Source organism: Chryseobacterium culicis, assembly GCF_002979755.1.
Taxonomy (GTDB): Bacteria; Bacteroidota; Bacteroidia; order Flavobacteriales; family Weeksellaceae; genus Chryseobacterium; species Chryseobacterium culicis_A.
This window is the reverse complement of the sequence record NZ_PCPP01000002.1, coordinates 140,728-154,643: the sequence shown is the minus strand read 5'-3', so window position 1 is coordinate 154,643 and position 13,916 is coordinate 140,728. Positions and strand designations below refer to the sequence as shown.

The 13,916-nt window shown below is 35.2% G+C and carries 11 protein-coding genes; 6 read left to right on the top strand and 5 right to left on the bottom strand.

Translation table 11 applies throughout. The features are described from left to right. Positions 1-27 precede the first annotated feature (27 nt). Complete coding sequence (surE, locus tag CQ022_RS13745) at positions 28-816, top strand: 5'/3'-nucleotidase SurE (protein ID WP_105682932.1); 789 nt, start codon at positions 28-30, stop codon at positions 814-816. A 186-nt stretch (positions 817-1,002) separates the two neighbouring features. Continuing rightward, positions 1,003-2,043 (top strand): GMP reductase, encoded by a 1,041-nt coding sequence (locus CQ022_RS13740; RefSeq protein ID WP_105682931.1) that lies wholly within the window; start codon positions 1,003-1,005, stop codon positions 2,041-2,043. 42 nt (positions 2,044-2,085) lie between these two features. Here the strand turns inward: CQ022_RS13740 and CQ022_RS13735 are convergent, their stop codons facing one another. From CQ022_RS13735 to CQ022_RS13715, 5 genes are all read right to left on the bottom strand, one after another. Continuing rightward, on the bottom strand, positions 2,086-3,405 hold the full coding sequence (locus tag CQ022_RS13735; RefSeq protein ID WP_105682930.1) for a DUF6056 family protein: 1,320 nt from the start codon (positions 3,403-3,405) through the stop codon (positions 2,086-2,088). 3 nt (positions 3,406-3,408) lie between these two features. After that, the gene (gene fabG / locus CQ022_RS13730) at positions 3,409-4,152 is read right to left on the bottom strand and encodes a 3-oxoacyl-[acyl-carrier-protein] reductase (RefSeq protein WP_105682929.1); all 744 of its coding nucleotides are present in this window, start codon (positions 4,150-4,152) and stop codon (positions 3,409-3,411) included. 173 nt (positions 4,153-4,325) lie between these two features. Beyond that, positions 4,326-5,837 carry a WG repeat-containing protein gene (locus tag CQ022_RS13725; RefSeq protein ID WP_123864435.1) on the bottom strand — a complete coding sequence of 504 codons (1,512 nt, stop codon included), beginning with the start codon at positions 5,835-5,837 and terminating at the stop codon, positions 4,326-4,328. Positions 5,838-5,843: 6 nt separating this feature from the next. Next, complete coding sequence (rsmI, locus tag CQ022_RS13720; protein ID WP_034694051.1) at positions 5,844-6,518, bottom strand: 16S rRNA (cytidine(1402)-2'-O)-methyltransferase; 675 nt, start codon at positions 6,516-6,518, stop codon at positions 5,844-5,846. A 2-nt stretch (positions 6,519-6,520) separates the two neighbouring features. Further along, complete coding sequence (locus CQ022_RS13715) at positions 6,521-8,002, bottom strand: hypothetical protein (protein ID WP_105682927.1); 1,482 nt, start codon at positions 8,000-8,002, stop codon at positions 6,521-6,523. Between the two features lie 61 nt (positions 8,003-8,063). Here CQ022_RS13715 and CQ022_RS13710 point away from each other — a divergent pair, with 61 nt between their 5' ends. The 4 genes from CQ022_RS13710 to ybeY all read left to right on the top strand — a co-directional run bounded on the left by CQ022_RS13710 (position 8,064) and on the right by ybeY (position 13,872). Further along, entirely contained in the window at positions 8,064-8,660 is a 597-nt protein-coding gene (locus CQ022_RS13710) for a thymidine kinase (protein ID WP_105682926.1), read from the top strand. A gap of 177 nt (positions 8,661-8,837) precedes the next feature. Next, the gene (locus tag CQ022_RS13705; RefSeq protein ID WP_105682925.1) at positions 8,838-11,285 is read left to right on the top strand and encodes a bifunctional UDP-N-acetylmuramoyl-tripeptide:D-alanyl-D-alanine ligase/alanine racemase; all 2,448 of its coding nucleotides are present in this window, start codon (positions 8,838-8,840) and stop codon (positions 11,283-11,285) included. A gap of 2 nt (positions 11,286-11,287) precedes the next feature. After that, positions 11,288-13,447 carry a patatin-like phospholipase family protein gene (locus tag CQ022_RS13700; protein WP_105682924.1) on the top strand — a complete coding sequence of 720 codons (2,160 nt, stop codon included), beginning with the start codon at positions 11,288-11,290 and terminating at the stop codon, positions 13,445-13,447. 5 nt (positions 13,448-13,452) lie between these two features. Further along, the gene (gene ybeY / locus CQ022_RS13695) at positions 13,453-13,872 is read left to right on the top strand and encodes an rRNA maturation RNase YbeY (RefSeq protein WP_034694045.1); all 420 of its coding nucleotides are present in this window, start codon (positions 13,453-13,455) and stop codon (positions 13,870-13,872) included. Positions 13,873-13,916: the final 44 nt, after the last annotated feature.

The window sequence follows — 13,916 nt, the reverse complement described above, 5'->3', positions numbered from 1 at the left end:
ATTTGAATAAAAAATTAAAGATAATTTATGGAAAGACCGCTTATTCTGGTTACTAATGATGATGGAATTACAGCTCCTGGTATCAGAAATCTTGTAAATTTTATGAATGAAATCGGAGAAGTAGTTGTTGTAGCCCCCAACTCTCCTCAAAGTGGAAAAGGCCACGCTATTACCATTAATTCTACCCTCAGCTACGAAGAAGTTACGCTGGAAGGCCCGCAGACAGATTTTTCCTGCAGCGGAACTCCGGTAGACTGTGTAAAAATGGCTCTTGATAAAATTCTAACGAGAAGACCTGACATTGTAGTTTCCGGAATCAATCACGGAGCAAATTCTTCTATCAATGTGATTTATTCGGGGACAATGTCTGCTGCTGTAGAAGCAGGTGTAGAAGGAATTCCTGCGATTGGATTTTCATTACTGGATTTCAGCTGGGAAGCTGATTTTAGCCAAGCTAAAGAATTTATTCAGAATATCGTAAGAAGAACCCTGGAAAATCCAATGCCAAAAGGAATTGTATTGAATGTCAATATTCCTAAGCTTTCGAAAGAAGAAATAAAAGGGGTAAAAGTATGTAAACAGGCTCATGCCAAATGGGAAGAAAGTTTTGATGAGAGAATCAATCCACATGGGAAAAAATATTACTGGCTAACAGGATATTTCAACAATATGGATGATTCTGAAGATGCTGATGAAACGGCATTGGCCAACGGATATATTTCTATTGTTCCGGTAAAGTTTGATCTTACAGCTTATGAATACATGAAAACATTAGAAGAAGTGATGACTTTTGAAGGGATAAAAGAAGCAAAATAATTCTGAGAATATCAGAGTCTTCTATTTAATCTACGCTAAAGCAAAGCTTTTAAATAATTAAAATACGGTTTGAAAAACTTATTTTCAAACCGTATTTTTTTTGTTTCATAAACTGGAAAATCCATCATCATAGAAACACTCTGTTCAAGATTATTTACTACCTTTATTCTGACAAATAATTACAAAATGCGTATAGAATATGACATAAAACTGGGTTTCAAGGATGTAATGTTCCGCCCTAAACGTTCTACTTTAAAATCCCGTTCAGAAGTTGATTTACAAAGAGAATTTACCTTTAAACATACGAAGAAAAAATGGACAGGAGTTCCTGTAATTGCAGCCAACATGGATACGGTAGGAACTTTTGAAATGGCCGTTGAGCTGGCAAAGGAAAAAATTATTACAGCGGTTCACAAGCATTATACTCCTGATGAATGGAGTCTGTTTCTGGAAAGCCAGCCTGAAAGTATTCATCAGTATATTGCTTTGAGTACAGGAACAGGAAAAGCAGATGAAGAAAAAATAAAACATATCCTCGAAAAGCATCCAAAAATTGAGTTTCTCTGCATAGATGTAGCCAATGGCTATTCCGAGCATTTCGTTGGATTTGTGAAGAAGGCAAGGGCTAATTTCCCGGATAAAATTATTATCGCAGGAAATGTGGTTACCGGAGAAATGGTGGAAGAACTTCTTTTAGTGGGTGCAGACATCATAAAAGTAGGTATTGGCCCTGGATCAGTGTGTACAACCAGAGTAAAAACAGGAGTAGGATATCCTCAGCTTTCGGCTATTATTGAGTGTTCTGATGCTGCTCATGGTTTGGGAGGTCATATCATTGCAGATGGAGGATGTAAAGTTCCTGGTGATGTAGCAAAGGCTTTCGGTGGCGGGGCAGATTTCGTAATGCTGGGCGGAATGTTTGCCGGTCACGACGAAAGCGGCGGAGAGATGATTGAAGAAAACGGTAAAAAATACCGTCTTTTCTATGGGATGAGTTCTAAAACCGCAATGGACAAGCATTCCGGAGGTGTAGCAGAATACCGTGCTTCTGAAGGGAAAACTGTAAAAGTGGCTTATAAAGGTCCGGTTTCAGAAACTGTAAAGGATATTTTAGGAGGAGTAAGATCCACGTGTACGTATGTAGGGGCTTCAAAGCTTAAAGAGCTTTCCAAGAGAACTACTTTTATCAGAGTTCAGGAACAGGAAAACCAGGTTTTTAAGGACTAGAAATAAAACAAAAGGCTTTAGAATATTATCTAAAGCCTTTATTTATTCTTTTGTTCGGATATATTTTTTATTGAAATATTTTTGAAGCTGGTCATTTACATAGGTTTCCTGCTCTTTTACAGAAGCCATTTCATCGATATATAAAATTCTCGGAACTTCTTTGATCTTATCTACCACCACAGAATCCTGTGAAGAATTTTTAATTATATCAACTCTTTCATTCATCTCTCTTTCATACTTCTTAAGATCTGTAGTAAAAAGCTCCATTATTATATTTTCACCATTAAAATCAATGTTAAAATAAGCATATTTCTCCGGGAAAATTTTAAGCTCAGGAAGAAACACAATACAGAGAGAAATCCACCAAACCTTTTTAATTTTTTCAAATCTAAAGAAGATAATCAGTGAAAAAGTAATTAAAAAATAGAAGAGAATGCTTTCAAACTGTCTTGCAATAGAAGTAAGAATATAGCTTGTAAATAATAAAGGAAGCAATGAAACCGACCAGAATAGACATGCTTTTTGAAATGTTATCTGAGTAGAGATTTTTTTAAGTTCTTCTTCAAAAACCTTTATAAATAATGGAAGTACCATCATCACTTTCAATCCTACATATATGGTATCAGCACCAAAAAGAGCAATCCTTTTCAGCCATATTACCATTCCTTTTTCCTCCTCTCCCATTCTGTTGAAATTTCCCGGGGCAAGAAAACATACAAGTAAAAATAAAGTTCCTAACAGCACCAAAAATAAATTTTCTCTATTGCGTTTCTGATAATAGGAGACTAGCAAAAGTCCTTCAAGAATTAATGCCAGGATTTCATTGGAACCCATCAGAATGATGATAAGAAAAACCGAAAGATAAAGCCATATTTTCCGTCCCGTATCTTCTCTTTTTTTAAAAATATAGAGTAAAATCCCTGATAAGATAACAGGAACGAAATATACATTGGATCCCGTGATCCAGAAATAGTGCTCCGGAAGACTTACCAGAAGCATTGTATAAAAGAAAAACAGAAGGAATCCTTTTTTAATGGACTCTTTCAAAGAATAGCCGAAATATTCTTTAAAGTTTAATGCTGAAACTCCAATAAAGGACAGCATTAAAAAAACAGGATATATTTTCGGAAGAATATTATTAGGGTCGTAAAAGACAGGGTTAAACATATTGATAGAATACCCGAAATACCTTCCGCCCCATTGTGTATAGGTATTTATAAAGCTTTTTAGCAGCCCAAATTTTCTGGTAGTATAGGACCAGAAATAATCATCGGTCTGATATACATTAAAAAAACTAATGTATGCCAGACCGACGCTTATTAAAACCGACAAGAATACTACTATATTCTGTACTTTTTTCATTTTCTAAGTTAACATTCCACCGTCAACATTTAATGTCTGTCCGGTAATGTATGCTGACATTTCGCTGCCTAAGAATACACATGCATTTGCGATATCTGCAGGCTGCCCTCCTCTCTTCATCGGAATTTCCTCTCTCCATCCCTGAACTGTTTTTTCATCCAGAACAGCAGTCATTTCCGTTTCAATAAATCCAGGAGCAATCGCATTACATCTGATATTTCTTGATCCTAATTCCAGTGCCACAGATTTTGTAAACCCGATTACCCCAGCTTTAGAAGCTGCATAGTTGGCTTGTCCGGCATTTCCTTTTACCCCTACTACAGAAGTCATATTGATGATAGATCCTGATCTAGCCTTCATCATCGGCTTGATTACCGCTTTTGTAAGGTTGAAAACTGAATCTAAGTTTACTTTGATTACTTTATCCCAATCTTCTTTGGACATTCTCAATAACAGGTTATCTTTTGTAATCCCTGCATTGTTTACCAAAATATCAATCTGCCCGAACTCCGCCATTACTTCTTCCACCAATTGCTGAGCAGCATCATAATCTGATGCGTCAGACTGATATCCCTTAATTTGGGTTACAGAACTTAAAGCTGCTTCTAATTCTTTTGCTTTGTCTACAGAGCCAGCGTAGGTAAATGCTACTTTTGCCCCTTGCTGAGCAAACATTTCAGCGATACCTTTACCGATTCCTCTTGTAGCTCCGGTAATTAGTGCTACTTTTCCTTCTAATATTTTCATATCTATTGACAATTATTTTCTTTTATAACTCGTTCAGCTTGTGACAGCTTCCTCTTCATGTTTCTACAATTCCTTTCTGGAATTAAACGGTTTGCAAAGATATTATAAAATGTTATTCAACCCATTTAAATTGTTAAAATACTGGATTTTTTTGAAGATTATTTGGATTTTCTTTAAAGCTGAACGGAATTATTTTTAAATCTGGTGAAATAAATAAAGTCCGTTTTTTTACTTTTATCCAATCTCAATACCTCTTTCTGCCAGAAATATTTATCATAAATAATTTCTTTCAGAGGCTCATTCTGAAAGTTTGAAACTCCGAATTTTCCTTCTTTTTTAACTACAATTTCATTTTCAGCGTTTCCAAATGTTATAATATCTTCGTAAACAAAAGGGACAATTTCGGCTCCTTTTCCATCCAGGATACCATAAAAATTTGCTGTATTTCTGCAAACCAAAGGTTTTGAATACTGATTAAGAGGATTAAAATATTCAAAATCCTCATTTTTTATCTGGCTGATATTTTTCAATTCCATCAAGGATTGTCCTGTCACAGAAAATTTATAATACTTTTCTTCCTTTCCAATAATAAGATTATCAGGATAAAAACCAAAAATCTGAACGCCATCTCCTACAATATTTTTAAGGTCTTTATCGAGAAATTTCTCTTCATTTCCTTTTTTAAGGTAGATAAAGTCTTTTCCGGAAATGGTAAAACTTCTGATAAAATCATATTCCTGAGGAAGAATAATATTTCCTTCCAGATCTATAATGCCGGATTTCCTGGTCTTATCATTGTAAACACTGAAATAATTGCTCAATAAAGGATTTAAATACTTAAAAGTCTGTGCATACAGTTTTTGGTCTTTCTTATTGAAAACTGTGGTTTTACCATTTTTTGTAAGATAGATATATTCCTTTTTTCCAAAATATTCCGGGGTGATATCATTATATATTTCTTCGGCAATTGTATTTCCATCAGTATCAATCAAACCATATTTTCCTGTAGCTTTATTTTGACTAATCAGATAAGGATAGGCATTGATATTGATGATCTGTTTAGAAAACTTATGCAAAGTCTGTCCATTAATTCCAATGATTTCGTTTTCATTGTCTTCATTAATGATCAGTGCTCTGCCCTCTTCAAAACTATAATCTTCTTTAAATTCACGGGTGCTGAGCTGCTTTCCTTTAAAGTCATACAGCAGCCATTTTTTATCTTTTGAAACCAAAAGTCTGTTCTTCCCTGAAAAACGGATCTTTTCAGAATAAGGAATGATTTCCTTTCCGTTAAAATCATAGACGGCTTCTCCATTCTTTTTTGATGAAATGATACAATCTTCACTCCACCAGGGTGTATTAAACTCCTGATCATTCAAAGGGATAAGTTCATTCCCTTTTTCATCAATAATAGCCGATTTTCTGCTGTTCCCTTCATCAAAATACCGAATAAACCGGTTTTTAAAAACATGCAAAATACCTCCTTTGTAAGGAGACTCAAATGTAATCGTTCCCAAAGAGTCTACAATTCCCTGCTTCTTATAACCGGTATCATAGAATATTCCATACCCTTCCGAATAGGAACTGACCTCTTTTTCCGTCTTTTTAGACAGGATCACTTTCATATACTGATTAGTCTGTGCTGTACAGACTACAGAACATAATACAAAAACTAGTTTTTTCAAAGAAAATTAAATAGAATTATTGACAATAAGAACGATCTCTCCTTTTAAAGTTTTACTCTTGGAAAATTCAATTAATTCATTGATTGTCCCTCGTTTAGTTTCTTCAAATTTCTTAGAAATTTCACGGCTTAAACTTACTTTGGTTTCTTCCCCGAAGAATTCCTTGATCTGTTCAAGAGTTGTATTGATTTTATGAGGACTTTCGTAAAGTACGATGGTCTTTTTTTCTTCAGCAAGCTGCTTCAGTTTTGTTTGTCTTCCTTTTTTCTGGGGTAAAAAACCTGCAAATAAAAATTCGTTATTAGGAAGTCCTGAAACCACTAATGCCGGAATCAGAGCTGTTGCTCCCGGAAGGCAGATCATATCAATATTGTTGTCTGCCCCTGCTTTTGCCAGTAAATATCCAGGATCTGAAATACCTGGCGTTCCTGCATCGGTAATAATAGCGATATTCTGGCCGTTTTTAAGATCTGCAATCACTTTCTCCGTTGCCTGATGCTCATTATGTAAATGATAAGACTTTAAAGGCTTAGAGATTTCAAAATGTTTTAAAAGTATACCGGAAGTTCTGGTATCTTCACATAAAATATAATCTACTTCTTTCAGAACATTGACTGCCCTGAATGTCATATCTTCAAGATTCCCAACAGGTGTGGGAACAAAATATAGGATTCCGCTCAAAATTATAAGAATTTATTTTCTACCAATATCCAAAGTCTCTGTGCATATTCATCCACCTTATTCCATTTTCTTTCGTAATACAGATCACTAAGATATTCTTTGGCTTCTTCCAGTGTTTTGAATTGATTCAGCTGATATACTGTATCATTCAGATCCGTCTGGCTTCCTTCAAAAAGCATCTTCGTGAAGGCAATTCTGTCATTCAGATCCAGCTTAAATTCAGGCTTCAGCTTGTCTGCTTCCATGAAATGCGTTGGAATATTGGATTTCAGAATGCTTCCCGTGTCTTCTTTTACAACCGGAATCGTTTTTTCTTCCTTAGGAAGTTCCAGGTGATCGTCATCAAAAAGTGACTGAACAGCTTTCATTCCTTTGATATTGGCGAGTTTTATTTTTTTCTCCCGATGGTATTCTTCTAAATTTTCGAAGCTCTCATCAGAAGGATGTTTGTCTGTTTCTTCGGGAACAGGTTTATCAATTTCCACAATCTTTCTTCGGTCATAGACTTCAGCAAGGATGCTTTCTTCTTTGATTTCTTCCACTGAATGGTCATTTTTTATCTCACTCAGAATATTTTCCACATTAGAAGTTTCTGTCGCCATTTCCCCCTGTTCTATCGAAACGTTGGAAGCCACAAACTGCTCTTCGTTTTCTTCGATCAGTATTTCATCTTCCAGTGTTTCACTATCAAAAATACTTGGAATAGTTTCTGTGACTGAAGGTTTAGCATCATTTACCACAGCGAAATCAGTTTCTTTTTTTGATTCCTGTTCTGAGATTTCTTCCTCTTCATCTTCTATTTCATTAAGCTGATTATTGAAAACCACTTCTTCTTCCGTTACCTCATTATAAAACAAATCTTCATTAAGATCTTCATCTGAATCAGGCGTGGAATCTGCAAGAATTTTGTCTTCATCTACAAAGCTAAGAACAGCTCTCTGTTCTTCTGAAATTTCATTTTCATCAATTTCGTTCAGCTGGTTATTGAAAACCGCTTCTTCTTCCAGCGTTTCATGATCAGAAGTTTGTTCCTGATTATTTTCAGATTCTCTTTCAAAATTGTTCTCTTCCACAAAATTTACCATATTTTCATGGAATTCGTTTTCGACAATTTCGTTCAGCTGATTATTGAAAGTAGCTTCTTCTTCTAATCCGTCAGAAAAAACTTCATTTTCATCAATTTCATTCAGTTCATTATTGAAAATCGCTTCCTCTTCCGTCACTTCATTTCCGGTATCATGATGTTCTGTCTCTCCTGAAGCAAAAGAGATATACTGATTATCCGAATTCTGCCCCGGATTTTCGGCTATAAAGTATTCAATATTTTTTTCCAGCAATTTCAAAAAAGAAATCCTGTTAGCAAGCTCATCTACAAGATCTTGCTTAGAAAGTAATTCGTCTATATTACCTATTTTGTCCAGATTATCAATGATATTCATGGATTCAAAAAAAATCTTTTCCTTTAAATCTTGGATATTCTGCATAATAAGATTCTTATTAAAATTGCTTACTTTTGATGTTAAAAATATACGGCTAATTTAACAAATGTTTTTAGAAAATACAATTAATCATTCCAAACAAAGTGGTTGGATGGAAGTGATTTGTGGCTCTATGTTTTCCGGTAAAACCGAGGAACTTATCCGCAGATTGCGAAGAGCGGAAATGGCAGGACAGAATGTGGAAATTTTTAAACCCAAAATGGATATACGATATTCTGAGGAGGATGTAGTATCCCATAATCAGAATAAAATTCGTAGTACCGCAGTAGAAAATCCTAATGAAATTCTTCTGTTGGCTTCCAATTGTGATGTAGTAGCCATTGATGAAGCTCAGTTTTTTGATGAAAGCATTGTTGATGTTGCCAATCAGCTTGCCAATAGCGGTATCAGAGTGGTAATTGCAGGGCTGGATATGGACTTTTTAGGTCGTCCGTTCGGACCAATGCCTAATTTGATGGCAACTGCAGAGTACGTTACAAAAGTGCATGCTATTTGCAAAAGAACAGGTAATCTTGCCAATTATTCCATGAGAACTTCCCAGGGAAATGATCTGGTAGAATTGGGAGAAACTGAAAGTTATGAGGCTGTAAGCCGCCGTGTTTTTATAGACGAAGTGCTTTCAAAAAAGAAAATAAATGGGTAAAAGGCAAAATAGCTACCTTATAAAATAGCTGTTTGCATCAAACCATAAATATATTCACTTAATATAAAATGAGAAGCGAAAAAGCTCTATTGTAAAATATTAAAAAGGGAATGTGATGATATAATGGTCTTTATTCCTTTTTGCAGTTTCGCTCAAAATAAAGCAGAAAGGGTACCAATGAATTATACAGTACAACACATTGCAGAGATCACCAATGCACAGATCATTGGGGACAAAAATTTATTGATCAAAAATATAGCCTACGACAGCAGGATTATTTATTCTACTAAAAACACAGCCTTTATCGCGATCAATACCCCTAAAAATTCCGGGGAAAAATTTATTGAATCTGCTATAGACAGAGGTATCAATATCATCATTTCTGAACATCAGTATCCGGAGTTTGAAAATATAACCTGGATCATTGTTGAAAATTCCGTTGAGTTTCTTCAAAAATTAGCCAAATATCATTTCGAAAATTCTCAACTTCAATCCATCGGAATTACGGGAAGTAATGGTAAAACTATTTTAAAAGAATGGTTGTATCAATGTTTATGGAATGAATTTCCTACTGTAAAAAGTCCAAAAAGCTTTAATTCTCAGATTGGTCTTCCGTTGTCTCTTCTCCAGATCAACAGCTCCCATCAGCTGGGAATTTTTGAAGTGGGAATTTCAAAACCCCATGAAATGGAAAAGCTTGAAAATATTTTCCATCCTCAGATCGGATTGCTTACCCACATCGGAACGGCCCATGCTGCTAACTTTTCTTCCGAAGAAGAATTGATTGATGAAAAAATCACTCTTTTTAAAAATTCTGAAGTTGTTATTTATAATGGTGATAATTCTTTGGTTGATCAAAAAATTAAAAAATCCTATTCTGATAAAAAATTAATTTCTTACGGTTTTAAAAAAGAGAATCAGGTTTTCATCAAAAACAATATTTCCAAAGATGAAAACATTATTGTTGACTATTTTGGAGAAGAAATCAGTTTTCCTGCTCATCAGAGAGACGAAGCGACATTAACCAATGCTCTGGCGCTTATCACAGTCCTTAAGGAACTGAATATCGAAAATAAAAAGATCGTCGAAAAAATCAACCTTTTAAAAGCCGTTGAAATGAGGCTTGAAGCGATAGAAGGAATTAAAGGCAATATTGTCATCAACGATTCTTTTAATCTTGACCTCGATTCTTTGAAGACTGCCCTTCAGTTTTTGAATGAATATAATAAATCTAAAAAATCTCTGGTCTTAACTGATATTGTAGGAGTAAATTCCAACGCACAAGAATTATATGAAGAAGTTTCTGAACTGGTGAATGAGCAGCATTTTGATTCTGTCTTCTTAATTGGTGATGAAATTTCAAAGTTCAGTGAATTATTTAAAACTAAAACATATACTTTCATTGATACTAAGGAGCTCATTGAAAGTAAACATCTTACTGAATTAGAAAATCAGATTATTCTGCTGAAAGGAGCCAGAAAATTTGAGATCGAAAAACTTAAAGATATTCTCGAACTCAGAAAGCATGATACCGTATTGGAAGTAAACCTTAATGCTATACTTCATAATATTAATTATCATAAATCACTGCTGAAACCGGGAACTAAAATGATGGCCATGGTAAAAGCCAATGCCTATGGTCTGGGAAGCTATGAAGTATCAGAGTTTCTTCAGCATCACCATATCGATTATCTCGGTGTAGCGTATGTCGATGAAGGAGTTGAACTTCGTAAAAAAGGGATCACCACTCCTATTATTGTGATGAATCCAGAACAGCACAGCTATCAGACGATCATAGAATACAACCTGGAACCTGAAATTTATAGTTTCAGAGTACTGGAATTATTTTATGAAGCAGTTCAGAAATCAGGATACGACAAGAAATATCCTATTCATATCAAACTCGAAACCGGAATGCACCGTCTTGGTTTCAAAGATTTTGAGCTGAATCAGTTAAGCGAAACTTTAAGCCAGAAAAACGTAAAGGTACAAAGTATGTTCAGCCATTTATCATCTTCTGATATGCCTGAAGAAAAAGAATTTACCTTGAAACAGCTGGAGGTTTTCGATAAAAATTCCAGCTATCTTACGGAAAAGTTAGGCTACACTCCTATCCGTCATATTCTGAACTCGGCAGGTATTACAAGCTATAAAGATCATCAGCATGATATGGTAAGAATCGGTATCGGAATGCTGGGAGAATCTGCGGATCCTGAAATTCAGAAGCAACTACAGTCTGTGGTAAGTTTTAAAACCGTAATTTCACAGATATCAACTGTTGAAAACGGTGAATCTGTAGGTTACAGCAGAAGATATAAAGCAGATCATCCTACAAGAATAGCAACAATTCCGGTAGGATATGCTGATGGAATACCAAGGCTGATTGGAAATCAGGTAGGAAATGTAGGCGTTAATAAAACGCTGGCACCCATTGTCGGAAATATCTGTATGGATATGATGATGATCAATGTAGACCATATTCCCAATGTAAAAGAAGGCGATATGGTAACTGTTTTCAATGCCAAACCAAGTTTAAAAGAATTCGCAGGCTACTGCAAAACGATAACCTATGAAGTATTAACCTCCATTTCGCCCCGGGTGAAACGGATTTATATAAAAGATTAATTATGAAAAAACTCCTGATTCTGCTTTTCATATTCCCACTGTTATTGATCCATTCTCAGGTAAAAAAAGATTTGGTGATTCCGAAAAATCCAAAGATAGGGCTGTCACTCGCCGGTGGTGGAGCCAAGGGTTTTTCACATGTCGGAGTTCTTAAAGTATTAGATTCATTGGGAGTGAAGGTGGACTATATCTCCGGAACAAGTATGGGAGCCATAGTGGGAGGATTATATGCCGCCGGATATTCCGGTAAAGAAATAGAAAAAATCGTCATGGATACAGATTTCTATTCTTTAATCATGGATCCCAAATCAAGACAGGAAGCCAGCTTTTTTAATAAGTCTGTAGACAAATACCTTTTATCCATTCCGCTCAAAAACGGAAAAATTACACTTCCCTCTTCTATCAGTACCGGACAAAGAAATGTTTATCTTCTGAAAGAACTCTTTAAGAACGTTTCCAATATTGAGGATTTTTCCAAAATGCCAATTCCATTCATGTGTGTTGCAACCAATCTTGAAAGCGGCAATATGCAGATTTTTGAAAAAGGAGATCTTGTACAGTCTATCATGGCAAGTTCAGCATTTCCTTCTTTAATGGATCCGGTAAAAATTGGTGACAGCATTTATATTGACGGAGCAATGACGGTAAACTATCCTTCAAAGCCTTTAAAGGATAAAGGAATCGATATCGTAATTGGGGTGGATCTTAATCAGGATCTCTCAAAAAGAGAAGATTTAAACAATATTATAGCCATTCTAAACCAGGTCATTGATTTCGGAATAAAAAAAGATACCCGAAGACAATATAAATATACAGACATCAATATCAAGCCCAATCTGAAAGGAATGTCTGCCACCAGCTATGACGATAAAAAGAAAATTCTTGACAGTGGATATGTAGAAGGATTAAAATATTCTCAGGTATTAGACCAACTGCCCAAGCGTCCGTTTGACCGTCTCAGACAGCGTATAAACCCTATCTATTCCAATGTATACAAAATAGACAGCATTTCTATTGAAGGAAGTAAAATCTATGGTAAAAACTACACGCTGGGGAAAATGGGACTTCGTCTTCCCTCTTTACAAACTTATGGAAGTATTAATAAAATGATTGATAAATTGGTTGCTACAAACAACTACAAATTTATCAATTATGATATCGTTCAGGAAAATGACGCCAATTACCTGAAGCTTTACGTGACAGAAGATGATACCCGTCATTTTTTAAAATTTGGCCTCCATTATGATGAAGTCTTCAAGACCGGACTTCTCTTGAACTATTCAGCAAAGCGGCTTTTATTTAAAAATTCAAACCTCTCACTGGATGTTGTTGTAGGAGATCGTATGAGATATTATCTGAACTATTTTATTGATAACGGATATATTCCAGGGTTTGGTCTCTATTCATCAGGAATGAGCTTTGATATAAAGAATGTAGATAACTATGTAGTAGACCGCTGGGAATGGATCAGAAATGAAGCTTATATACAATCTGTATGGAAGGATAAGTTTGCCATTGGTGGTGGTATCAGTCATGACTATTTTAAAGCGGAAAACAGCAATGGAGATAACAGACGTTACAGCCGTTTTTTAAACCCTTATATCTTCATAAAAACCGATACCCAGGATGATAAGGAATTCCCTTCAAAAGGGGTTTATTTTGCAGCTGAAGGAAAGGTAGTTGATCTTTTAAAATCTGAAGTTGACAAAAGAATTATTCAGATTAAAGCAGATCTTAGACTCAATATTCCACTTAGCAAACAATTCAGTTATCGTCTGAATCTATTTGGCGGGGTTACTATCGGTGAAAACCTTCCTGCCTATTACCAGTTCAGATTAGGCGGAATATTTGAGCAGAATCTCATGAATTTTAAAAGCTTTGGAGGATTTTATTTCGCCCAGCTTTATACAAATAATGTAATACTGGCATCTAATGATATCCAGTTTAAATTTAATAAAAACTATTTTATCAGTGGAAACTTTACCTTTGCAAACTTATCAAACGATATCAAGTTTGAAGATGCTGTTAAAGTAAATTATAGCTCACTGGGAATAACGGCTGGTTACAAATCACCTTTCGGGCAGATCAAAGTAAACTTCAGCCACTCACTTAAAAATAACCAAAAAGGGATATTCAGTGTTATTTTAGGACACTGGTTTTAAAAAAAATGATACAATTCTTTTATGAAAACTTACCAGAGTCGGTAAGTACAGATTACAAAAAATGGCTGGAAGATCTTATTCTTTCAGAAGGAAAAAAACTAGGAGAAATCAATTACATTTTCTGTGATGATGAATATCTTCTTAAGATCAATCAGGATTATTTACAGCATGATTATTATACAGATATCATCACTTTTGATTATGTAAAAGGCAAGACAATAAGCGCTGAGATTTTCGTATCTTTGCAGCGCATTTCTGATAACGCCTCTACCCTTTCCCGAGATTATGAAGAAGAATTAAGAAGGGTTTTAGCCCACGGAATTTTACATCTGGCAGGCTACAAAGACAAGACGGAAGAGGAAGAAAAAGAGATGCGGAGAATGGAAGATCTGTACCTTGATAAATACAGGGATTTAAAGTTTTAAATTTGAACAATCACTTAAAGTCCCATATCTAAAGTACTCTATTC

Coding starts and splice junctions, on each gene's coding strand:
- CQ022_RS13700 (WP_105682924.1), top strand. CDS start 11,288: ATGAAAAAACTCCTGATTCTGCTTTTCATATTCCCACTGTTATTGATC.
- CQ022_RS13715 (WP_105682927.1), bottom strand. CDS start 8,002: ATGCAGAATATCCAAGATTTAAAGGAAAAGATTTTTTTTGAATCCATG.
- fabG (WP_105682929.1), bottom strand. CDS start 4,152: ATGAAAATATTAGAAGGAAAAGTAGCACTAATTACCGGAGCTACAAGA.
- CQ022_RS13735 (WP_105682930.1), bottom strand. CDS start 3,405: ATGAAAAAAGTACAGAATATAGTAGTATTCTTGTCGGTTTTAATAAGC.
- ybeY (WP_034694045.1), top strand. CDS start 13,453: ATGATACAATTCTTTTATGAAAACTTACCAGAGTCGGTAAGTACAGAT.
- surE (WP_105682932.1), top strand. CDS start 28: ATGGAAAGACCGCTTATTCTGGTTACTAATGATGATGGAATTACAGCT.
- CQ022_RS13710 (WP_105682926.1), top strand. CDS start 8,064: ATGTTTTTAGAAAATACAATTAATCATTCCAAACAAAGTGGTTGGATG.
- CQ022_RS13705 (WP_105682925.1), top strand. CDS start 8,838: ATGAATTATACAGTACAACACATTGCAGAGATCACCAATGCACAGATC.
- CQ022_RS13740 (WP_105682931.1), top strand. CDS start 1,003: ATGCGTATAGAATATGACATAAAACTGGGTTTCAAGGATGTAATGTTC.